Source organism: Methylomicrobium album BG8 (assembly GCF_000214275.2).
GTDB lineage: Bacteria > Pseudomonadota > Gammaproteobacteria > Methylococcales > Methylomonadaceae > Methylomicrobium > Methylomicrobium agile.
Genome location: NZ_CM001475.1, coordinates 1,642,794 through 1,665,304 on the forward strand (window position 1 = coordinate 1,642,794; position 22,511 = coordinate 1,665,304).

14 protein-coding genes are annotated in these 22,511 nt (G+C 57.6%); 9 read left to right on the forward strand and 5 right to left on the reverse strand.

Features of this window, described 5'->3' with window-relative positions; genetic code table 11:
• The first annotated feature begins 17 nt into the window (after positions 1 to 17).
• Genes METAL_RS07140 through METAL_RS07155 form a run of 4 tightly spaced genes read left to right on the forward strand, consistent with a single transcriptional unit; the run spans position 18 to position 6,336 of the window.
• Entirely contained in the window at positions 18 to 2,846 is a 2,829-nt protein-coding gene (locus METAL_RS07140) for a 2-oxoglutarate dehydrogenase E1 component (protein WP_005370971.1), read from the forward strand.
• A gap of 1 nt (position 2,847) precedes the next feature.
• Positions 2,848 to 4,095 (forward strand): 2-oxoglutarate dehydrogenase complex dihydrolipoyllysine-residue succinyltransferase, encoded by a 1,248-nt coding sequence (gene odhB, locus METAL_RS07145; protein ID WP_005370972.1) that lies wholly within the window; start codon positions 2,848 to 2,850, stop codon positions 4,093 to 4,095.
• 2 nt (positions 4,096 to 4,097) lie between these two features.
• Positions 4,098 to 5,543 (forward strand): dihydrolipoyl dehydrogenase, encoded by a 1,446-nt coding sequence (lpdA, locus tag METAL_RS07150; RefSeq protein WP_005370973.1) that lies wholly within the window; start codon positions 4,098 to 4,100, stop codon positions 5,541 to 5,543.
• Between the two features lie 28 nt (positions 5,544 to 5,571).
• Positions 5,572 to 6,336: a hypothetical protein gene (locus METAL_RS07155; protein ID WP_005370974.1), complete on the forward strand. Its 765-nt coding sequence runs from the start codon at positions 5,572 to 5,574 to the stop codon at positions 6,334 to 6,336.
• Here the strand turns inward: METAL_RS07155 and METAL_RS07160 are convergent.
• The 3 genes from METAL_RS07160 to METAL_RS07170 are packed head-to-tail and all read right to left on the reverse strand — an operon-like array spanning position 6,325 to position 12,201.
• A complete protein-coding gene (locus tag METAL_RS07160) occupies positions 6,325 to 7,254 on the reverse strand; it encodes a class I SAM-dependent methyltransferase (RefSeq protein ID WP_005370975.1) in 930 nt (309 codons plus the stop codon). The two genes, METAL_RS07155 and METAL_RS07160, sit on opposite strands and share 12 nt — an antisense overlap.
• Positions 7,242 to 9,761, reverse strand: a complete 2,520-nt coding sequence (gene glgP / locus METAL_RS07165; RefSeq protein WP_005370976.1) for an alpha-glucan family phosphorylase — start codon at positions 9,759 to 9,761, stop codon at positions 7,242 to 7,244. Before glgP ends, METAL_RS07160 begins: the two co-directional genes overlap by 13 nt.
• Before the next feature lie 40 nt (positions 9,762 to 9,801).
• The gene (locus METAL_RS07170) at positions 9,802 to 12,201 is read right to left on the reverse strand and encodes a Lon protease family protein (protein ID WP_005370978.1); all 2,400 of its coding nucleotides are present in this window, start codon (positions 12,199 to 12,201) and stop codon (positions 9,802 to 9,804) included.
• A 185-nt stretch (positions 12,202 to 12,386) separates the two neighbouring features.
• On the opposite strand from METAL_RS07170, the gene METAL_RS07175 reads away from it, so the two are divergent.
• Together METAL_RS07175 and METAL_RS07180 are read left to right on the forward strand one after the other, a co-directional pair.
• Complete coding sequence (locus METAL_RS07175) at positions 12,387 to 13,340, forward strand: DnaJ C-terminal domain-containing protein (protein WP_005370980.1); 954 nt, start codon at positions 12,387 to 12,389, stop codon at positions 13,338 to 13,340.
• On the forward strand, positions 13,340 to 13,645 hold the full coding sequence (locus METAL_RS07180; protein ID WP_005370982.1) for a chaperone modulator CbpM: 306 nt from the start codon (positions 13,340 to 13,342) through the stop codon (positions 13,643 to 13,645). Before METAL_RS07175 ends, METAL_RS07180 begins: the two co-directional genes overlap by 1 nt.
• Before the next feature lie 52 nt (positions 13,646 to 13,697).
• Here the strand turns inward: METAL_RS07180 and METAL_RS07185 are convergent, their stop codons facing one another.
• Both METAL_RS07185 and METAL_RS07190 read right to left on the reverse strand, forming a co-directional pair.
• A complete protein-coding gene (locus METAL_RS07185) occupies positions 13,698 to 15,050 on the reverse strand; it encodes a sigma-54-dependent transcriptional regulator (protein WP_005370984.1) in 1,353 nt (450 codons plus the stop codon).
• Positions 15,047 to 16,555, reverse strand: a complete 1,509-nt coding sequence (locus tag METAL_RS07190) for an ATP-binding protein (protein WP_213069475.1) — start codon at positions 16,553 to 16,555, stop codon at positions 15,047 to 15,049. The genes METAL_RS07185 and METAL_RS07190 overlap by 4 nt, the downstream gene beginning before the upstream one ends.
• 146 nt (positions 16,556 to 16,701) lie before the next feature.
• Here METAL_RS07190 and METAL_RS07195 point away from each other — a divergent pair, with 146 nt between their 5' ends.
• The 3 genes from METAL_RS07195 to METAL_RS07205 are packed head-to-tail and all read left to right on the forward strand — an operon-like array spanning position 16,702 to position 22,428.
• On the forward strand, positions 16,702 to 17,811 hold the full coding sequence (locus METAL_RS07195) for an efflux RND transporter periplasmic adaptor subunit (protein ID WP_040578302.1): 1,110 nt from the start codon (positions 16,702 to 16,704) through the stop codon (positions 17,809 to 17,811).
• Between the two features lie 19 nt (positions 17,812 to 17,830).
• On the forward strand, positions 17,831 to 20,989 hold the full coding sequence (locus METAL_RS07200) for an efflux RND transporter permease subunit (protein ID WP_005370988.1): 3,159 nt from the start codon (positions 17,831 to 17,833) through the stop codon (positions 20,987 to 20,989).
• 2 nt (positions 20,990 to 20,991) lie between these two features.
• Positions 20,992 to 22,428: a TolC family protein gene (locus METAL_RS07205; protein WP_005370991.1), complete on the forward strand. Its 1,437-nt coding sequence runs from the start codon at positions 20,992 to 20,994 to the stop codon at positions 22,426 to 22,428.
• Positions 22,429 to 22,511: the final 83 nt, after the last annotated feature.

Consider the following 22,511-nt stretch of genomic DNA (forward strand, 5'->3'; position numbering starts at 1 on the left):
CATCAGGATACTTAATCATGGCTTCGCTGCTTGAAAAATTCCGGGAATCTTCCTCCCTGTATGGAAGCAACGCCTGGTTTATCGAAGATTTATACGAGCGTTATCTGAAAGACCCCGAGTCGGTCGATCCCGATTGGCGGCAGCGTTTTCGCTCGATTCAGAACGGCGGCGGTTATGAGACCCCGCACAGCCCCATTGTCGAACGGTTTGCCGAACTCGCGACGAAATCGCAGGGGCGGCTGGCCCAATTGCAGGGCTTTACCGAAGAGAGCGTCAAGAAGCAGGCTGCGGTCGCGCGGCTGATCAATCACTACCGGGTGCGCGGGCATCAGATCGCCGACAACAATCCCTTCGGCAAGACTCTGCCGCCGCCCCCGGATATGGATCCGGCCTTTTACGGACTCTCCGAACTCGACATGGATACCTGGTTCGATACCGGCATCCTGCACGGCGTCGACCGCCTGCCGTTGCGCGAAATCATCGCGAATCTGAAAGAGATTTACTGCGGCAGCATCGGCTCCGAATACATGCATATCGTCGATACCGCGACGCGCCGGTGGCTGATCAGCCGGATGGAAAACGCCAAGGGCAATCTGACGCTCGATGCTGAGAAACAGCGCTGGGTGCTGAAATTGTTGACGGCGGCCGAGGGGATCGAAGTTTATCTGCATAACAAATTCGTCGGCCAGAAACGGTTTTCGCTCGAAGGCGGGGAATCGCTGATCCCGATTCTCGACGAGCTGGTCATGGGCTGCAGCACCAAAGGGGTCAACGAAATCGTGATCGGCATGGCGCACCGCGGACGCCTGAACGTGCTGGTCAATATTCTCGGCAAGAGTCCGGCCTTATTGTTCGACGAGTTTGCGGGTCACTCGGCATCGTCGCCGCCGGGCGTCAGTTCGGGCGATGTCAAATACCACATGGGATTTTCGTCGGATATCGATACGCCGACCGGCCCGATTCACCTGACGCTCGCGTTCAACCCCTCGCATCTGGAGATCATCAATCCGGTGGTCGAAGGTTCGGTCCGGGCGCGGCAGGACCGCGCCGGCATCGACGGCAAGGATCAGGTCGTTCCGGTCCTGATCCACGGCGATGCGGCCTTCTCGGGGCAGGGCATCGTGATGGAAACCTTGAACATGTCGCAAACCCGTGCCTTCGAAGCCGGCGGTACGATCCATATCGTGATCAACAACCAGATCGGTTTCACCACCAGCGACCCGAGGGATGCTCGTTCCACGCTCTATTGCACCGATATTGCGAGCCTGATCCAGGCGCCGGTGTTTCATGTGAACGGCGACGATCCGGAAGCGGTCGCCTTCGTCAGCAAACTGGCGCTGGATTTCAGGATGACCTTCAAGAAGGATGTGGTGATCGATCTGATCTGCTACCGGCGGCTCGGCCATAACGAGGCCGACGAGCCGGCCGCGACGCAGCCGATGATGTACAAAAAAATCCGCCAGCTCAAAACCACCCGCAGGCTATATGCCGAAAAATTGATCGCCGAAGGGGTGATTGCGGCGGAAGAAGCCGCGGCGATGGAGCAAAACTATCAAAAAATGCTTGATGAAGGGCAGGTCGTTTCGCGGCCGCTGTCGCAAAATCCGAAATATTCCTATACGCACCAGTGGAATCAGTTTCACGGCCAGCACTGGGAAGCGCCGTGCGATACGACGGTCTCGCTCGACCGGATCCGCTATTGCAACGACCGTATGCTGCGTTTGCCGGCCGGCTTCGAAATTCATTCGCGCGTTGCCAAGGTGATGGACAATCGCCGTAAGATGGCGGCCGGCGCGTTGCCGCTGGATTGGGGATTCGCGGAAAACCTGGCTTATGCGACGCTGCTGATGGAAAAATACCATGTGCGCCTGACCGGCCAGGACGTGGGCCGGGGCACCTTCGTACATCGCCATGCGGTGCTGCACAACCAGCTGAAGAACGAAGAATACATTCCGCTGAAACACCTCGATAAAGACCAGGGGCGCGCGGATATTTACGATTCGCTGCTGTCCGAAGCCGGCGTGCTGGGTTTCGAATACGGCTACAGCACCACGATGCCTAACACGCTGGTGATCTGGGAGGCGCAGTTCGGCGATTTCGCAAACGGCGCCCAGGTCGTGATCGACCAGTTCATCAGTTCCGGCGAAACCAAATGGGGGCGTTTGTGCGGCTTGGTGCTGCTGCTGCCGCACGGCTATGAAGGGCAGGGGCCGGAGCATTCTTCCGCCCGGCTGGAGCGTTACCTGCAGCTCTGCGCCGAACACAATATTCAGGTTTGCACGCCGACCACGCCGGCGCAAATTTTTCATCTGCTCCGCCGCCAGTTGATCCGGCCTTACCGGAAACCGCTGATCGTGATGAGCCCGAAAAGCCTGCTCAGGCACAAGCTGGCCGTTTCGACTCTGGAAGAATTGACCGGCGGTCATTTCCGGGCGATCATCGGCGAGACGGACGAGATCGACCCTCGGCAGGTGACCCGCTACGTGTTCTGCGCCGGCAAGGTTTATTACGATCTCCTGGAAGCGCGCCGCGAAGCCGGCCTGAAACAGGTCGCGATCGGGCGAATCGAACAGCTTTATCCGTTTCCGACCGAATTGTTCAAGGCCGAGCTGGCCAAATATCCGAATCTGGAAGAGTTCGTCTGGTGCCAGGAAGAACCCAAGAATCAGGGAGCCTGGTATCAGTCGAACCATCATTTCCGCGACAACCTGGCGCCGCATATCCGGATGAGCTATAGCGGACGCGAGGCTTCCGCGGCGCCGGCGGTCGGCCATTTCCATGAACACATCCAGCAACAGAAAGCCGTCGTGGATTCGGCTTTATACGGCAATTCCTCAGGAAGTTAATATGAGCATAGAAGTGTTAGTCCCCAATTTACCCGAATCGGTCGCCGACGCCACCTTAGTGAACTGGCATAAAAAACCCGGCGATCGGGTGGCCCGGAACGAGAATCTGGTCGACCTGGAAACCGATAAGGTCGTGCTTGAAGTTCCGGCTCCCGAAGCGGGCGTGCTAAGCGGCATTCTGAAGGAGAACGGTACGGTCGTGACCGCGGGCGAGGTGCTGGCCGTCATCGATACTTCCGGGGCTGGCGCCGATGCCGCCGAGACTCGGCCGCCTGCTGAAAGCCCCGCGGCGGCGGCGAAAACCGAGGAGCCTCGCCAGGAGGCCGCGGAAATGCCGTTAAGCCCTTCGGTCAGGCGCCTGCTTCAGGAAACGACGCTGAGTCCGCAGGAAATTACCGGCACAGGCAAAAGCGGACGGATTACCAAATCCGATGTGCTCGACCATCTCAAGAAGCAGGCTGCGCCCGAAGCCGGGCAGAAAGCGCCCGCGCCCGCACCGGAACAGGCGCCGCGTCCGGCGCCCGAGCAAAATCGCGGGGCTTCGAACCTGCGTCCGGAACAGCGCGTGCCGATGACCCGGCTGCGCGCGAAAGTCGCGGAGCGGCTGTTGGAGGCGCAGCGGAACGCGGCGATGCTGACTACCTTCAACGAGGTCAACATGCAGAGCGTGATCGACCTGCGCAACCAGTACAAGACGCGATTCGAGCAAAAACACAGCACCAAGCTCGGCTTCATGTCGTTTTTCGTGAAGGCTTCGATCGAAGCGTTGAAAAAATTTCCGGCGGTCAATGCGTCGATCGACGGCAACGACATCATTTATCACGGCTATTTCGACATCGGGATCGCGGTTTCGACTCCGCGCGGCCTGATCGTGCCGGTGTTGCGCGATGCCGATCAACTGGATTTTGCCGGCATCGAAAAAAGCATCGCCGATTTCGGCGAGAAGGCCCGCACCGGCACGCTGAGCTATGAAGATCTGCAGGGAGGCACCTTCACGATTACCAACGGCGGCGTGTTCGGCTCGATGCTGTCCACGCCGATTCTGAATCCGCCGCAATGCGCGATTCTGGGCATGCATGCGATCAAGGAACGGGCGGTCGTCGAGAACGGTCAGATCGTGATCCGGCCTATCATGTACCTGGCGCTGTCTTACGATCATCGCTTGGTGGACGGCCGCGAAGCGGTGCAGTTTTTAGTCACGGTCAAGGAGTGTCTGGAATCGCCGGCCCATTTACTGCTGAACATTTAAACATGCCGATACAACGAGCGAAGTACGACGTCATCATCATCGGTGCAGGTCCTGCGGGCTATGTGACGGCGATACGCTGCGGCCAGCTGGGGTTGAAAACGGCTTGCGTCGACAGTTGGAGCGATAAACTCGGCCGGCCCAATCTGGGCGGGTCGTATTTGAACGCGGGCTGCATCGCGTCGATGGCCCTGCTCGAGTCGGCGAAGATTTATCATTCGCTGACCACCGGCCTGGCGCAGCACGGGATCGGCGTCGAAAACATTTCGCTCGACGTCGGGCGGATGATCGAACGGAAAGACCGGATCGTTGCGGAGATCAACCGCCACATTGCCGGACTGTTCGGTTTTCACAAGATCGATCATATTCATGCCAGAGCCAAATTGCTGCAGGCGGGACGGGTCGAGATCGTTCCGGTAAAAGGCGGCGAAGCGTCTTATCTGAACGCGGACCATATCATTCTGGCGACCGGCTCCAAGCCGCTGGAGTTGCCTTATGCGCCGATCGACCGGGAATACATCATTGACACCGGCGACGCATTGAACCTGGATTCGGTCCCCAAACGCCTTGCGATCATCGGCGCCGGGATCAAGGGGCTGGAAATTGCCAGTATCTGGAACCGGTTGGGAGCCGAAGTGATTTTACTCGAAGCCCAGGAAAATTTTCTGAATCTGCCGGACCGGCATATTTCGCTCGAAGCTTACCGTATCTTCACCGGCCAGGGTATAGAGATGCGGCTCGGCGCGCGCGTGATTTCGGCGAAGAAAAGCGAGGGCAAAGTCGTGATCGAATACCAGAATCACGAGGGCAACGATACGCTGCATGTCGACAGGATGATTGTCGCGATCGGCCGGAAGCCCAACTCCGAAGGACTGGCTGCGCCTGAAGCCGACCTGTTGCTCGACGAGTCGGGTTATGTGCATGTCGATGAAAATTGCCGGACCAATCTACCCGGCGTTTATGCGGTCGGCGATCTGACTCTGCTCGGTCCGATGCTCGCGCATAAGGGGATCGAAGAAGGGGTGTTCGTGGCCGAACAGATCGCAGGCCTCCATCCGATCATCAACTACGATCTGTTGCCGAGCGTGATTTATACCGATCCGGAGATTGCCTGGGTCGGACACACCGAGCAGGCGCTCAGGGCGCTCGGCGAACCGGTGAAGGTCGGTTTTTTTCCGATGAGCGCTTCGCCGCGCGCACTGACGATGGGGCGCACCGAAGGGCTGGTCAAAGTGATCGCGCATGCCGAAACCGACAGGATTCTCGGCGTTCACATGATCGGCGCGCAGGCGTCCGAACTGATCGCCGAAGCGGTGCTCGCGATGGAGTTTTGCGCCAGCAGCGAAGACCTCGCGAAGACCATCCATGCCCATCCGACGCTGTCCGAAGCGCTCTACGAAGGCGCACTGGCGTTGCGGAAGATGGCCCTGCATTTGCCGATGAGCGAGTGACTATGTATTTGCCGCACCGCTGAGCAGGATGCTGTTGTCGGTTCTGGAAACGCTGTTCAAGAGGATCTTCTGGGTCAGCGCATTGCTTTGGGTAAGCCTGTACGTCTACAAGGACAGACTGCCCGAACCTTCCTATTACGATGCCGAGGCGCTTCAGGAGCCTCAACAGGAGCCGACCGATGAAGCCGCCTTCACAGCGCAAGTCAATGGGCGGCATTATACGGTAACGCCCAGATTTTCCTACCGGCTCGACGGCGTGGTGGTCAGCCTGCACGATGCGGATCAACTGGACGATATCTGGCATCACGGCCGTTGGCAGGATTTTCTGAACCTGCGCGATTTGTGCGTGGTCTGGGGCGAGAATGTGCAGTCCGGCATCTATCGCCGGATCGACTTTCGTAACGACTCCTGGACCTGCTGGGTTTCCTGGCAGGATAGCGAGACCGGCAGTGCGTTTAAGATGAATGCGCTGTCGAACAATCATCTGCTGGCCGACCAGGAGACGGTCAAAGCCGCGCTGATGAAAGCCGAGCCGGGCGATCACATCCGCCTGAGCGGCCTGCTTGTCGAGTATGCGAATCCCGCCAACGGCTTCTACCGGGGCACCAGCACGACGCGCGAGGATACCGGCAACGGCGCTTGCGAAACGATTTATCTGAACGAGTTTACGATCGTCAACAAGGCCAACCGCAAACTGCGCCGGCTTTATACGTTCGTAAAATGGCTGGCGCTCGGTTCTGGATTAGGATTTTTGATCATGCTGCCGATCGCGCCGGTCAGGCTATCCCGTTAAAGGTGCGGATTCGTCGGCGCCTTTTTCGAACGCGAAAACGAAATATTTGATCAGTTCGAGACGGCTCAGCAGTTCCAATGCAGCGGTTTCAACCATCGCGAAGCCGTTAAAATAGCCTGCCTGCCGGGCGAGGCGTCTGAGGTAAGGGTAGGTCGGCAGCGTATTTCTCGTAATATCCCGTTCGCAAAGTAAGGTAAACCGGGAGCCGGCGGCCAATTGCCGATAATCCGCAAGCGTATATCGCACGTTGCATTTACCGTAAAATCCCCGGCTTAAACGCTCCGGCAGCCTGATCTTGGCGAAAGGAGCGATCACCGGCGCGGGAATGAAATCGGACAGAGCGAGTATGCCGCCCGGCTTCAATACGCGCCAGGCTTCCCGAAAAAACCGCTCGCGGCTCGGAAAATGGAAAATACATTCGACGGCCAGCACCGCATCGAAGCATCGGTCCGGAAACGGCAGTCGGCAGGCATCGCCCTGGACGAAGCCGATCCGATTCCGGGCTTGAGGAACGGTCCGGTCGCGGGCACGCTGTAACTGGCGGGCGTCCAGATTCAAACCGGTCAATTGCATGTCGGCGTAGCGGTCGTTCATATGCGCGATCGTCCCGCCGAAACCGCAGCCGACATCCAATACGGCCAGCCCCGTTTTTATCGAGGCGGCCCGGCAGAGTTCCCGGCTCAGGTTCTCGGCGGCTTCGGCAAAACCGGCGGCGCTCGGAAGAGCTTCCTGCGGATGTTCCCAATATCCCCAGTGCACATGCCGTCCGAAACTCTGCTCGACCGCCGCATTGCCGCTCTGCAGCAGTTTCAGCAGCGCGTCGAAATAGGGAAGATCGGCCGTTTTTAGCGCGTTAGGCTCGCCCGAATGTGTAGGTCCGGGGTTGCCCGGAAATAGGCGGCCCTCTACTTTATCCACAAAATATGCTGCGTTTCGATCGGAACCAGACAGCCAGGATGGCGGGGAATGATACGGGGCGTGTAATCCTGGATCGGGCGGACCGCCGGAATCGTGAGGCTGTACACATAGCCGTTGACGGCGCCCGGAATCGGGTGTGCGATCGGAATCGGGTAAATGTTTTCCGGAATGTCGGCCGCAGGTTCGGAAAACAGCTGCACCGAAACGTCATCGGCGGTCAAGTCGCCCAGGTAGACGTGCAGTTTGAAGGTTTGCTCTGCGCCGTGGTCTTCCGCCTGCCCCTGCTCGACATGGATTTTGGGCCAGAAATCCTGCAGGCGCTGCAGCCATTGCGTCAGCCTTTTGCCCGAGTCGCCTTGCGCCGCCGCCCTTTGATGATACTGCGCGGCCAGAGGCAGATAGAAACGCTCGGTATATTCCCGGACCATCCGGTTGGCGGAGAAATGCGGGGTCAGCAAGCTCATGCTGGCGCGCATTTTTTTCGTCCAGCGTTCCGGAATGCCTTGTTCGTTGCGCTCGTAAAAGGCCGGAACGATCTCTTCTTCCAGCAGCCGGTAAAGTATCTCGGCCTGTTCCAGGTCGCTGTGTCCGGCTTCGTCGCCGTTCAAGGCCCAGCCGACTTCGGGCGTATAAGCCTCGGCCCACCAGCCGTCCAGCTCGGAAACGTTCAGGCCGCCGTTGACCAGGATCTTCATGCCGCTGGTGCCGCAGGCTTCCCACGGCCGCCGCGGCGTATTGATCCAGAGATCGACGCCCTGCACCAGGTATTCCGCGGTGATCATGTCGTAATCGCTCAGGAATACCGCGCGCTCGCGGATCTCGGGGCGGCGCATGAATTGGTGCCAGTCCTTGATCAGTTGTTGTCCCGGCATGTCGGCCGGATGCGCCTTGCCGGATACGACCAGCTGCACGGGCCTTGAAGGATGGCATAGAATGCGGGCCAGCCGCTCCGGATCGGTCAGCAGCAGGTTCGGGCGTTTGTAGGTCGCGAAGCGGCGCGCGAAGCCGATCGTCATCACGTTCGGGTCGAACAGGCGCAGGACGTGCTTTTCGAGTTCGTCCGGGTTCAAATTGCTGTGGATGTTGATTTCCCGGCTGTATTCGTCGCGGACGAAATGGACTAGGCGGTCGCGGTTTTTGGCGCGCATGTTCCAGAGTTCCAGGTCTTCGACGCGGTTGAAGTTTTTGCCGAGAATCTCCGGGTCGCACAACCAGCGGGTCTTGCCGCATTGGCGCGTCCATAATTCGTCCGCCTCTTTGGAGTCCCATGCCGGCACATGCACGCCGTTGGTCACATGCGTGACCGGAATGTCATGGCGGGACCAGTTCGGAAACAACGGGGTAAAAATATCCCGGCTGACTTCCCCGTGCAGCCGGCTGACGCCGTTGACCGCGGTGCTGCCGCGTATCGCCAGGTAAGCCATGTTGAATAGGGCCTGCGGATCGTTGCAACCCGGCGCCCGGCCGAGGCTCAGCAGTGTCGGCATGTCGATGCCGAGTTCTTGCGCATACAGCCCCAGCTGGGTGTTGATCAGTTCCGGGCTGAAGCGGTCGAAACCGGCTTCGACCGGCGTATGCGTGGTGAACAGGTTGCCGGCGCGGCCGATCGTCACGGCGGTCGCGAAATCGAGATTTTTCTCGCGCATCAGGTCGCGCGCCCGCTCCAGCACCACGAACGCGGCGTGCCCTTCGTTCAGGTGGCAGACGTCGGGCGTAATGCCCAAGGCCTGCAAAACGCGCCAGCCTCCGATGCCGAGCAGAATTTCCTGCGCCAGGCGGTGATTGGAGCCGCCGCCGTAAAGTTCCGTGGTGATGCAGCGGTCGACCGGATGGTTGATCGGGTCGTTGGTATCGAGCAGGTACAGTTCGATGCGGCCGATTTGCGCCTTCCAGACGCGCACCCAAAGCTGATAAGGAGTCAGCAGTTTGATGCGCAGCCATTCGTCGTTGGCATCGCGCACCGGAGTGATCGGCAGATCGCTGGTGTTGCTGGAAGGGTAGAGCGCAATCTGGTTGCCGCGCGCATCGAAGTCCTGGCGGAAATAGCCGTTCTGGTAGAGAAGGCCCACGCCGACCAGCGGCAGGCCCAGATCGCTGGCGGCTTTCAAATGATCGCCCGCCAGCAGGCCAAGGCCGCCGGAGTAGATCGGCAGCGCCTCGCTGAGCCCGAATTCCATACTGAAATAGGCGATCTTCTTCAGGGAGGCCTGCTGCTGGTAATGATGCTGGAACCAGCGGTTTTCGGACAAGGCCAGCCGGTGCGCCGATACGATCGTGCGAAGCTTTTGGCAGAAGTCCTGATTTTCGGACAGTTTTTCCAGATGCGAATAGGACACCGATTGCAGCACCAGCCACGGGTTTCGGGTCAGCGTCCATAATTTCTTGTCGAGTTCGCACCAGACTTCGTCCGCGCCGTGCGCCCAGGTGTAACTGCAATCAATGGCGAGCTCGGCGAGGCCGTCGAGCTTCGATGCCATGTCCGGACGAAAGAAGGCAGGGGTTTTCATCGTATGTTACCTCAAGGGGAGGAGGGAAAGAGGCATCCTTTCAGGCTTGATCCGACTGGGATTTGGCGTAATCCTTTCTTATCGTCGTAAATTGCTGCAACTGCCCGTCGACCTTCGCATTGAACGATTCCTGCGGGTAGGTGCCTGCGGCGTCGGCTTCGCCGGCTTCGATGCCGGTCAGTATTTCCAACGCCTCGTCGACGGTAGAAACCGCAAAGATCGAGAATTGTTTCGTTTGCGCGGCATGCACCACGTCCCATCGTAACATCAGGTGCTTGATATTGCTGGCAGGAATGATCACGCCCTGGTTGCCGGTCAGCCCCTTGGCGGAGCAGATGTCGAAGAAGCCCTCGATTTTTTCGTTCACGCCGCCGATCGGCTGCACCTGGCCGAGCTGGTTGACCGAGCCGGTCATCGCGATATCCTGCCGGAGCGGCACCCGCGCCAGCGAGGAAAGAATTGCGCAGAGTTCGGCCAGGGAGGCGCTGTCGCCGTCGACATGGCCGTAAGACTGTTCGAAAACCAGGCTGGCGGACATCGAAAACGGGCTTTTCCGCGCATAGCGCGCGGCGATGAAGTTCGAGAGGATCAGCACGCCTTTGGAATGGTGGGCGCCGCCGAGCTCGGTTTCGCGCATGATGTCGACGATTTTGCCGTTGCCGAGGCGCGTCGTCGCGGTAATTCGCGACGGCTGGCCGAACATGAAATCGCCGAGCTGCAACACCGACAAGCCGTTGATCTGGCCGACGACCGTCCCTTCTGTATCGATCATCAGAGTGCCGCGCAGAATGTTTTCGTAAAGTTTCTCGCGCACTTTGTCGAGCCGTTTGATTTTGTGGTCGATCGCCTGCTGCACGTCGCTGTTGGTGATCTCGGTATGGCCGTTGCTGCCGGCCCAATAGTCAGATTCGGTCAGCAGGTCGGTAAGGCTGCGCAGGTGGGTCAGGAGCTTCTCCGTATCGCCGGCCATCCTCGCGCTGTGTTCGATGACGCGGGCTACCGCCGCACGGCTCAATGGGCGAAGCTTTTCGCGCCGCGCCAGCGTTGCCAGGAGTCGTGCGTAGTCCCGGGTTTCGGTTTCGCGCGATACCGTATCGTCGAAATCGGCGGCGATTTTAAAGAGATCGTGAAATTCCGGATCGTAGGCGCTCAACAAATAATAGTAAATCGGTTCGCCGATCAGGATCACTTTGACGTCCAGCGGAATCGGCTCGGGTTCGAGCGATACCGTGCTGATCAGGCTCAGCGCGCGTTCCAGCGATTCGATCCGGATTTCCTCCATCTGCAGGATTCTTTTCAGGCCCTCCCAGGCATAGGGCTGGAACAGCAGTTTTTGCACATCGAGGATCAGGAAGCCGCCGTTCGCTTTGTGCAGCGCGCCGGGCCGGATCATCGTGAAGTCGGTGACCAGCGAACCCATGTAAGCCTGATGGTCGATCCGCCCGATCAGATTGCCGTAGTTCGGATGTTGTTCGAAAATGACGGGCGCGGACCTTTTGTGGCTGAAGTCGACCATCAGGTTGGCCTGATAGCGTTTGAACGGACTCTGTTCCTGCGGCATTTCCATGAAAGGAAGTACTTTCTCGGCATGCGGAATGAAATCGCGGATATGCTCGATGATGTCTTGTTTGACATCTTTCAGGTAGGCCATGATTGCATCCTGCCGGCTGTATTTGGCGAGCAGGTCGTCGATCGAATGGTTGACCGCCAGTTCGGCGATTTCGCGGTTCAGGGCCTGCAGTTTGCGCTTGGTTTCCTTGCGCCACGCCGGAAATTTCTTGAGCAGGTTCTGCAGGCGTTCCTGGAAAGCGAAAATCGCTTCCTGAATTTGATGCTGCCTGTCTTTATCGAATTTGTTGAACTCTTCGGCGCCGATCGGCTCTCCCTTATCGTCGGCCGGAACGAACGCATAGCCGGTCGGCGTTTCGGTCAGGATGACGTGCGCTTCGGCGGCCTCGTCGCGAAGCTGACTGAGCTGGTCGACTTCATGCTGGCGCGATTTGCTCTCCAGTTCGCCGACTCGGGAGCGGTACTCGTCGCCGTCGAACGCGGCGGGAATCGCAATGCTGAGTTCGTCGACCAATTTTTCCATATCGGTCTGAAAAATGCGCCCTTCGCCGGGAGCGAGCCTGATTGTCTGCGGTCGGGACGGCTGGGCGAAATTGTTCACGTAACACCAATCGGCCGGGGCTTCATGGCGGCTGGCTTCGTGTTCGGCCAACTGCAGCACCGACGTCAGCTTGCCGGTGCCCGAGGGAGCCATTGCGAAGACGTTGTAGCCTTTTTTGGCGATCCGGATACCGATTTTGAGCGATTCGATCGCGCGCTCCTGGCCGACCGTCAGGGCGATATCCTCCAGTTCCTGTGTGGAAGCGAAGTTTAACTGTGAGGTATCGCAGGCTTTATAGAGTTGTGAAGATGGCAGCGGTGTCATTTTCATTCAATATTACTCATCCAATGAAGCGGGAGGGGCAAGAGCGGTTACGCCATTTCTATTTTAGCCGAGACTGATCATGAATATAGGGGCTATATCCATTAAACCAAAAGACCCGAAGTTTTAATTATAGTTTTCGTGGATTAGGATTATCATAACTTTCAGCGTTTTCCAACCTTTTGCCGAAGCCAATGGAATATAAAGATTATTACAAGATCATGGGTGTTGATCGTAAGGCAACGCCGGAGGAAATCAAGAGAGCTTACCGCAAGTTGGCACGCAAATACCATCCCGATGTGAGCAAGGAAAAGGATGCGGAAGCCAAATTCAAAGAACTGGGCGAGGCTTATGAGGTTCTGAAAGACCCGAAGAAGCGCGCGGCTTACGATCGGATCGGCCAGAATTGGCAGGAAGGGCAGACCTTTACCCCGCCACCCGAGTGGCAGCGCGAATTCGATTTCGGTACGGGGTTCGCGGGCGGCGGCCGGACAACCGGCTTCAGCGATTTTTTCGAAGCGTTGTTCGGAGGCGGCTTTTCGCCGCATCAAGAAGGCGTGTTCTATCGCGGGTTTCAGGCTCAGGGCGAAGACCAGCATGTGCGTATCCTGATCGATCTGGAGGATGCGTACCACGGCGCGTCGCGGACGGTTGCGCTGGATACGCCGGAAATCGACGCCCAGGGCCGCATCGTATCGAACAGGAAAACGCTCAATATCAAAATTCCGCGCGGGATTCAGGCCGGCCAGCGCATTCGCCTGACCGGGCAGGGTATGCCGGGCATGCAGGGTGGAAAAAACGGCGATTTGTACCTCGAAGTCGAATTCAACAAACACCGCTACTTCCAGGCGAAAGGAAAGGATATTTCGATCGAGTTGCCGGTGACGCCCTGGGAAGCGGCGTTGGGCGGCAATGTGCCGGTTCCCACGCTGGGAGGGAAAGTCGAAGTCAAAATTCCTCGCGGTTCGCAAGCGGGGACGCAGTTGCGTTTGAAGGGACGCGGATTGCCGGGCGTGACGCCGGGCGATCAACTCGTCACCTTGAAAATCGTGACGCCGCCGGCGCCCGATGAAGCCGCCGCCGCGCTGTATAAACGGATGGCCGAGCTGATGCCGATGAATCCTCGCCAGAACATGGGAATCGACTGATGAAAAAAGAACTGTTGGTGATCGCCGGAACGGTCATGGACGAATCGGTCCAATTTTCGCTGGTGGAATTGTGCGAGTGCGCGAAAGCCACCCGGGAGCAGGTGGTCGAAATGGTCGAGGAAGGCATTCTGGATCCGGAGGGGGCTTCGATCCATACCTGGCGCTTCGATACGCGGGCGCTGAAGCGGGTCCAAATCGCGATCCGCTTGCAGCACGATCTGGGCGTGAATCTGCCGGGTAGCGCGCTGGTGCTGGATTTGCTCGAAGAAATGGAGACGCTGCGCCGGCAAATGCGCGATTTCTGATTTTTAACGGTCAATCCACTGGGCTGAGCCAGGGCGCCATTCGGAGTAAGCCTCAGCCCAGCTTACGGTATAAAGTGCTGCGGTCCAGGCCAAGTATCCGCGCGGCCTGTATTTTATTGCCGCCGGTCGCTTCCAGTACATGACGGATATAAGCCCGTTCGATATTCGCCAGCGTCCATCCCTGCTGCATGGCCGACTCGAGAAAATCCCCTTCGCTCGGCGGCAGTTTCGAGGCTTGCGCCAGATCTTCCAACAGCAGGGTATCATGCTCGGCAAGTACGATGGCCCTTTCCAGCGTATTGGCCAGTTCCCTGACATTGCCGGGCCAGTGATAAGCCCGAAACCAGCGTAACACTTCCATGGAAATATTGACGGATTCCTGTTTGCCGAGCCGCCGGCAAATCCTGTGAAGCAATACATTGACCAATTCGTCGATATCCTCCTTGCGCTCCCTTAAAGAAGGTACTTCGAGATTGATCACGTTAAGCCGGTGATAGAGGTCGGCGCGAAACGTTTTATCGTTGACGCGCTGCGCCAGAGGCTGGTGGGTCGCGGCGATCAGGCGGACGTTCAGCCGGATTTCCCGTGTGTCGCCCAGCGCCCTTATTTTTCCGGTTTCCAATGCCTGCAGCAGTTTCGGTTGAATTTCCAAAGGCAGTTCGGCAATTTCATCCAGAAACAGCGTTCCCGAGTCGGCCTGTAAAAACAGCCCCGGACGATCTTTGCTGGCATCGGTAAAAGCGCCTTTGCGTACGCCGAACAGTTCGCTTTCCACCAAGCTGTGGGGCAGCGCCGCGCAATTCACCGCGATAAAAGGGCCCGAACGGTTCGGGCTGTGGTCGTGAATCCAGCGGGCCACCGCGCTTTTGCCGGTGCCGCTTTCGCCGGTCAGCAGCACCGTGGAATTTACCCCCGCCGCCCGGGTGGCCAGATTGATCAGTTGAAGCATGCAAGGGCTGCGGGTGATGAAAGTGCTTTCGTCAGGGTTTTTACCGCCGCTCTCGCCGATTTTTACCGCCGTGCGGCGCATCTGCCTGTCCTCGAACGCGCGCGTTACCGCGGCATAGAGTTCTTCGATGCGAAACGGCTTGGTTAAAAAATCGCAGGCGCCGGCGCGCATGCTTTGTATCGCCAAATCGATGCTGCCGAAGGCGGTGATCAGCAATACCAACTGTTCGGGCCGTTTGCGGTGGATCGCGGCCATTAATTCGAGGCCGCGCATTCCGGGCATGACCACATCGGAAACGACCAGGTCGAACGGTTCTTTTTCTATCGCTTCGAGCGCCTGTCCGGTTTGCGTGCAGCCGGTAACCGAATAACCCTGCTGCCTGAGCATTTCGAGCAGATAATCCACAACGCCGGGATCGTCATCGATTACCAGCAGGCGAGCGTTTTCTTCGGTCATAACGGATTTTTCCAGGGCAGATGGACGATGAACCGACTACCTTTGCCGGCGGCGGTTTCGGCGGCGACAGTGCCGCCCATTTCGGTTACCAGCGTTTTGACTACGGATAGCCCGAGGCCGGTGCCGCCCTGTTTGCCGCGGGTGGTGAAGTAAGGCTCGAAGAGATGGGGGAGATGCTCCGGAGCAATGCCGGTTCCGGTATCGCGGACGGTCAGCCGGAGCGCCGTGACCGGCTTGTCGGCATAGGCGATCGACTCCTGCGCCAAATCGATGCCGATCTCGCCCTGGCCGACGATGGCCGCCAGCGCATTGGACAGCAGGTTTAACACGATTTGTTGGACGCCGTCTTTGTTGATCATCCCCAACGGCAGTGTTTCGGGATGGGTGTAAGTCATGGTCACTCCCTGCCGGCGCGCTTCGAAACCCAGCATGTCGATGACTTCCGCGACCGTCTGGATGACGTCGCATGGCACGGGTTCGGCGGGATGGCGCGGGGCGAATTCCATCAGGCGCTGGACGATGCGGGTAATACGGTCGGTCTGGTCGACCAGAATATTGGCGATTCGCCGCACTTCTCCCGGATCGTCGCCGCCGTTTGCAAGCGCTCTTGCCCGGCCGTTGAGGATCTGCAAGGGCGATCCGATTTCATGGGCCAGCCCTGCCGACAGTTGGCCGATCGTGATCATTTTGTCGGCATTCTGCAACGCGCGCTGGAGCTGCCGGCGTTGCTGGGTTTCGGTTTCGAGCCGGCAATGCGCCGAAAACAATTGGGTCGTCATCCGGTTGAATTCCTGCCTTACCGACGCCAGCTCGTCGCTGCCGTTCACCGGCAAGGGTTTCGGCGGCTCCTTGCCGTTCCCGAAGGCAAGCATGGCCTGGCGCAGTTCCCGTAAAGGGCGGGAGATGTAGATCTGGCCCAAAAAGAAGCAAAGGAGGGTGATAAATAAAATGAAAGAAAAAAAGGACACCGCGATATAGGTCTTCATGTCGCTCAAGTCCGCTCTCATTTTCTGCAGCGAGCGCACCAGAGCCAGATTGCCCGGCGGAATGGCCCCGGAATCCTTGCCGAAAGGCAAAGACACCACAAGAAAGTCGGGATCTTCAGCGGGAAAGTAAAATTCTTTTCTTTCACCCTCAAGGGTGGTCTGGAAGAGGGTATGCTCGACTTGTTCGGGCCAGGCCAGCCCTTCCGCAGCCGAACGGATGACGTTGCGGTTGCGAATATAGATGCGTACGTCGATGGAGGGCCTGAGCCGGTCTATTTGCTGCAACAGCGCCTGTACGTCTTCCGTTTGTTCATCCCGCAAGGCGTTTTCTACCGAAACGAGCAGGCTGTAGGCCAGCAAGCGCGTTTCCTGTTCGACTTCATCCCGCAAATTTTGCGATTCGGCCCGAAGCTGATACGTCCCGTAGATGCCGAACACCATGAGAGACAGGGCAAACAGGGAGAGGGTCAATTTATAAATCACCGACATGGTGACGTATTTTGCGCCGCTTTGTTGCAAGACGCAACACATCGGTAAGCGAATAAAAAATTACTTCCAAGCAACCCCATGAAAACCCCATGAAAAACGGCATGAATTTATTTCCGGCTTAAGGCGGCATGATCATTGCATAAATTTTAGGATTGCCAATGACATCCCTCTTTTCAATGAAAAACAGCCGAACCGCATTGCTCGCCCTGTGCCTGGCCTTGGCCTCCTGCACTTCAGAAACGGAGACCGAAACTGCGGAATCCCGCGAAGTGATCCATCCGATGGTAAAAGACATCACCCGGAGCAGCGACTACGTCGCCGAAATTCAGTCGGTGAAATATGTCGAGATTCGCAGCAAAGTGAAGGGATACATCGACGAAATTCATGTGGACGAAGGTCAGACCGTAAAGAAAGACCAATTATTGTTCACGTTGAGTGCATTGGAGTTTGAAAAGGAGCTTCAAAAAGCGAATGCGGTCTATAAAAATACCTTGGCCGATTTGAAGGCGGCTAAAGTGGATTTAGCCAATGTCAAGCTGCTGGCGGCCAAAAACATCGTGTCCGGGACCGAGCTTGAAGTCGCTCAAGCCAAAACCGAGGCTTTGGCGGCCGACGTGGAAGAGGCCAAGGCAAACAGCGAAAAAGCGGCTTTACACATTGCCTTCACGCAAATCCGGGCGCCTTTCAACGGTACCATCAACCGCATACCGAACAAGGTCGGCAGCCTGATTCTGGAAGGCGATATGCTGACCTCCATTTCCGACAACCGAGAGGTGTTCGCTTATTTCAATCTTTCGGAAATCGATTACCTAAATTACAGGACGAATGGGGAAAAGGAAATCGGCACAGTCGGCTTAAAGCTCGCGAATAATAAGCACTACGGCTATAAAGGCAAAATCGAAGCGATCGAAAGCGAATTCGACCGTTCGACGGGTAACATCGCTTTCAGGGCCCGTTTTGCGAATCCGGACGGCCTGTTAAAACACGGTGCAAACGGCAAGGTCATTGTCGACGAACGGCTTAACAATGCGCTGCTGGTGCCGCAGAAGTCCACTTTCGAAATTCAGGACAAGATTTATTTGTTCGTGGTCGATAGCGAAGGGCGCCTGAAACAAAGAAACATCGTCCCGAAAATGCGTTTCGAAGATTTTTACGTCGTGGAATCCGGCCTGTCGGAAAACGAGTGGGTTCTCTTCGAAGGCGCCGGCGACGAAAGGGAGGGCAAGAAAATCCGGCCCGTTCCCGTCGATCCGGCTGCAGTGATGCCGACAACCGGCAAGTTCTAACCGACGGCAAGAAATCCTCATGACCAGTAAATTCATTCATCGTCCGGTCCTGTCGATCGTGATCTCGATTCTGATTACGTTGATCGGCCTGTTGTCCTTGATCCGGCTGCCGGTGACGCAGTTTCCCGATATCGCCCCGCCCGAGGTCAACGTCACTACCCAATACACCGGCGCCAATGCGGAAGTCGTCGTCAAGGCGGTGATCACGCCGCTCGAGCGGGTGATTAACGGCGTACCGGGCATGGCCTATATGTCGTCCGTTTCCGGTAACGACGGCGCCGGCCAAATCCAGATTATTTTCAAGGCCGGGACCGACCCCGAGGTGGCGGCGGTCAATGTCCAGAACCGGGTATCTTCCGCTTTGGACGAATTGCCCGCCGAAGCGATTAAAGCGGGCGTGATCGTCGAGAAAGTGCAAAACGCGATGCTGCTGTATATCAACATACTCAGCTCCGATCCGTCGCTGGACGAAAAATTCCTTTACAACTTTACCGACATCAACGTCTTAAAAGAGCTGAAAAGAATCGAGGGCGTGGGCTTCGCCGAAATATTGGGGTCCCGGGAATACGCCATGCGGGTCTGGCTCAAGCCCGACAAGATGCTGATGTACGGCATTTCGGCCGCCGAAATCATCGATACGCTCAAGGCGCAGAACGTCGAGGCGGCGCCCGGCAAAATCGGCGAAAGCTCGGGTAAAAAAGCCCAGGCGCTGCAATACGTTTTGAAGTACACGGGCAAGTTCAACACCCGAAAAGCTTACGAAAACATCGTCCTGAAAAGCCGAGAGGACGGCGAAATTCTGCGGCTGAAGGACGTAGCCGAGATCGAATTCGATTCGCAGGATTACAACGTCCTGTCGAAAGAAAACGGGCGGCCTTCCGCCGCGATTTTGCTGAAGCAGCGTCCGGGCAGCAATGCCAAGGAGGTGATCGAGCGGATCAAAACCACGATGGCGACGATCAAATCGGCTTCTTTCCCGCCGGGCATGGACTATACGCTGAGTTACGACGTTTCCGAGTTTCTGGACGCTTCCATCCATGAAGTGATCAAAACCCTGGCCGAAGCTTTTTTGCTGGTCGCGTTGGTGGTGTTTGTCTTTTTACAGGATTTCCGTTCTACCGTCATTCCCATCTTCGCGGTGCCGGTATCGCTGATCGGCACGTTTTTCTTCATGCAGATGATGGGTTTTTCGCTGAACCTGATCACCTTGTTCGCGCTGGTGCTCGCGATCGGCATCGTGGTGGACAATGCGATCGTGGTCATCGAGGCCGTGCACGCCAAGCTGGAACATGCGCGGATAGGGCCGCGTAAAGCTACGGAGCAGGCGATGCGCGAAATCAGCGGAGCGATCGTCGCGATCACGCTGGTGATGTCGGCGGTGTTCGTGCCGGTCGCTTTCATGGAGGGCCCGGAAGGCGTGTTTTTCCGACAGTTTTCGCTGACGATGGCCTGTTCCATCGTGCTTTCCGGCATCACCGCGCTGACCCTGACTCCCGCGCTGTGCGCGGTGTTTCTTAAAAACGGCCATGACCCCGACCATCCGAAAAAATCCGGGGCCCACCGGTTTTTTACCCGCTTCAATGCCTGGTACGACGGGCTGTCCGAAAACTACCGGAAATTGGTGGGCGCGATCGCCGACAGAAGGCTTGTCACGTTCGGGATATTGCTCGGTTTTTCCGCGGGCGCCGGCCTGATCGGCGCCCTGGTGCCTTCCGGCTTCATTCCCGAGGAAGACCAGGGGACGATTTACGTCAATATTACCGCTCCGACCGGCGCGACGCTGGAACGCACCGAAAAAGTCTCGGACGATGTGCAGCGGATCGCTTCGAGCCTGACGGACGTGAATTCGGTGTCCAGCCTGGCGGGATTCAGCCTGCTGTCCGAAGGCACGGGCGCCGTTTACGGCATGAATCTGATCAGTCTGAAAAACTGGGAACAACGCAGCGCTTCCGATAAGGAGATCATCCGCCTGCTCGAAGAAAAAACCCGGCATATCCAGGACGCCGGCATCGAGTTTTTCACGCCGCCGCCCGTGCCGGGTTACGGCAATTCCAGCGGCTTCGAAATGCGCCTGCTGGACAAAACCGGCGAGGGCGACCTCCATCGCCTGCAGAAAACAGTCGACGCCTTCGTCGAGGAACTCAACAAGCGGCCCGAGATCGTGAATGCCTTTACGACCTTCAACACCCGCTTTCCGCAATTCCTGCTGCATATCGACGGCGACAAGGCCGCGCAAAAAGGCATTACCGCCGAGAATGCGATGAGCACCCTGCAAACCCTGATCGGCAGCGAATACGCGACCAATTTCATCCGTTTCGGCCAGATGTACAAAGTGATGGTGCAGGCGCTGCCCGAATACCGCGCCCAGCCCGACGACCTGATGAAGCTGTACATTAAAAACGATGCCGGGAACATGGTCCCTTTTTCGTCCTTTCTGCGCGTCGAAAAAGTCTACGGTCCGGAACAGGTGACGCGCTACAACATGTATCCCTCGGCGATGGTCAACGGACAGCCCGCGCCCGGGTACAGCAGCGGCCAGGCGATCGCCGCGATCAAGGAAGTCGCCGCCACGAAACTTCCGAAAGGTTTCGGCTACGATTGGGCCGGCTCGTCGCGCGATCAGGCCCAGGCGGGCCATCAGGCGGTGTACATCTTTCTGATCTGCCTGTTGTTCGTGTACCTGCTGCTCGCGGCGCAATACGAAAGTTTCATCCTGCCGATGCCGGTGATCCTCTCCTTGCCGACCGGCGTGTTCGGCGCCTTGTTTTTTCTGTGGCTGATGGGGCTGGAGAACAATATCTACGCGCAGATCGCGATGGTCATGCTGATCGGTATTCTCGGTAAGAACGCCATTCTGATCATCGAATTCGCGACCCTGAAGCACCGGCTCGGAAAAACGCCGTTCGAAGCAGCCATCGAGGCGGCGACGCTGCGTTTGCGTCCCATCTTGATGACCTCCTTCGCCTTTATCGCCGGGCTCGTTCCGCTGATGTTCGCTTCCGGCGCGGGCAAGATCGGCAACAATACCATCGGCTCCGCGGCGGCGGGCGGCATGATTTTCGGAACGCTGTTCGGGGTGATCGTGATCCCCGGTTTGTATGTGGTGTTTGCAACCCTCGCCGATAAGCGCAATCCCGAAAAAAGAAAAGAAGAAATTGCCTACACCGAAACACTCTAAAAATGAAATTGAAATGTCGAATTTTTTCCCGCACGGTCCTGTGTTTAGTGATTTCGGCGGCCACCGGTTGCGGAACGCTCAATACCGACCTGTCCGTTCCGGAAAAGGAAATCCCCAAAACCTTTCCGAACCCAAAAGGCGATGCCACGATCGCCGGCATCGACTGGCGCCAATACTTCACCGACCCGCTGCTGGTCGAGCTGATCGATACCGCGGTACGCAATAACCTCGATTTGCAAATCGCCCTGCAACGCATCGAGATGTCGCGTTCCAGCGTGAAGCTGGCGAACGGCGCGCTGCTTCCGAAAGTGGGCCTGAACGTGGGCGGCGGGGTGCGGAAATTCGGGCTGTACACGATGGACGGGGCGGGAAACGCGTCCACCTATATCACGCCCGGCCAAATCGTTCCGGAAAATTTAACCGATATCTTCCTGGGGCTGCAGGCGTCCTGGGAAGTGGATGTTTGGGGCAAGTTGCGGAACCAGCGCAAGGCCGCCATTTCGCAATACCTGGCCAGCGTGGAAGGGAGCCGGTTCGTGATTTCTAACTTGGTCGCCGATGTGGCGATCCATTACAACGAATTGCTGGCGCTGGACAACGAACTGGACATTATTCGGCAGACGCTCCGGAAACAGCAGGAGGCGCTGGAGGTGATCAAGCTCCAGAAAGAAACCGGCCGCGCCAACGAATTGGCCGTGCAGCAATTCAGCGCCCAGTTGCTCAATTCCGAGGTGCTTGAAAAACAGACGCTGCAGCGCATCACCGAAACCGAAAACAGGATCAACTTTCTGCTCGGGCGCTATCCGCAGCCCCTGCCGCGAAACAAAGACGTTTTGTTCCAGGCCGTTTCCCGGCAGATTTTGGCGGGCATTCCTTCGCAACTGCTGGAAAACCGCCCCGACATCCGCGCGGCCGAATTCGAGATCGAGGCCAGCAAGTTCGATCTGAAGGCGGCGAAGGCGGCTTTCTATCCGAATTTCAACATCACCGCGACGCTGGGCTTTCAGGCCTTCAATCCGGAATTTCTGTTTCAGTCGCCGGCCTCGCTCGCCTATTCGCTGATGGGGACCCTGGTGGCGCCGCTGATCAACATGAATGCGCTGAAAGCCCAGTTCAATACCGCCAAGGCCAATCAGTTGACCGCCATGTACAACTACCAGAAAACCATTTTGAACGGCTATGTCGAAGTGGCGAATCAGCTCTCCAATCTCCGGAATCTGCAACGCATGCAAGAGTTGAAAAAGCAGCAGAGCGAAACGCTGCAAAAGTCCGTCGATACCTCCAAGGAGCTTTATAGGTCCGCGCGGGCAACCTATCTGGAAGTCCTGATCGCGCAGCAGAACGCTTTGCAGGCCAATCTCGAATTAATCGACGTGATCAAACAGGAACGGCTGTCGACTGTCAATATTTACCGGGCATTGGGCGGCGGCTGGCGATAATCGCGTCAAGCGCCGGCAGGATCTGGCGGCACCCTGCCCAGGCGCCTCCGGGTTTCATGCGTGCCGTTCATTATTAAACGGTG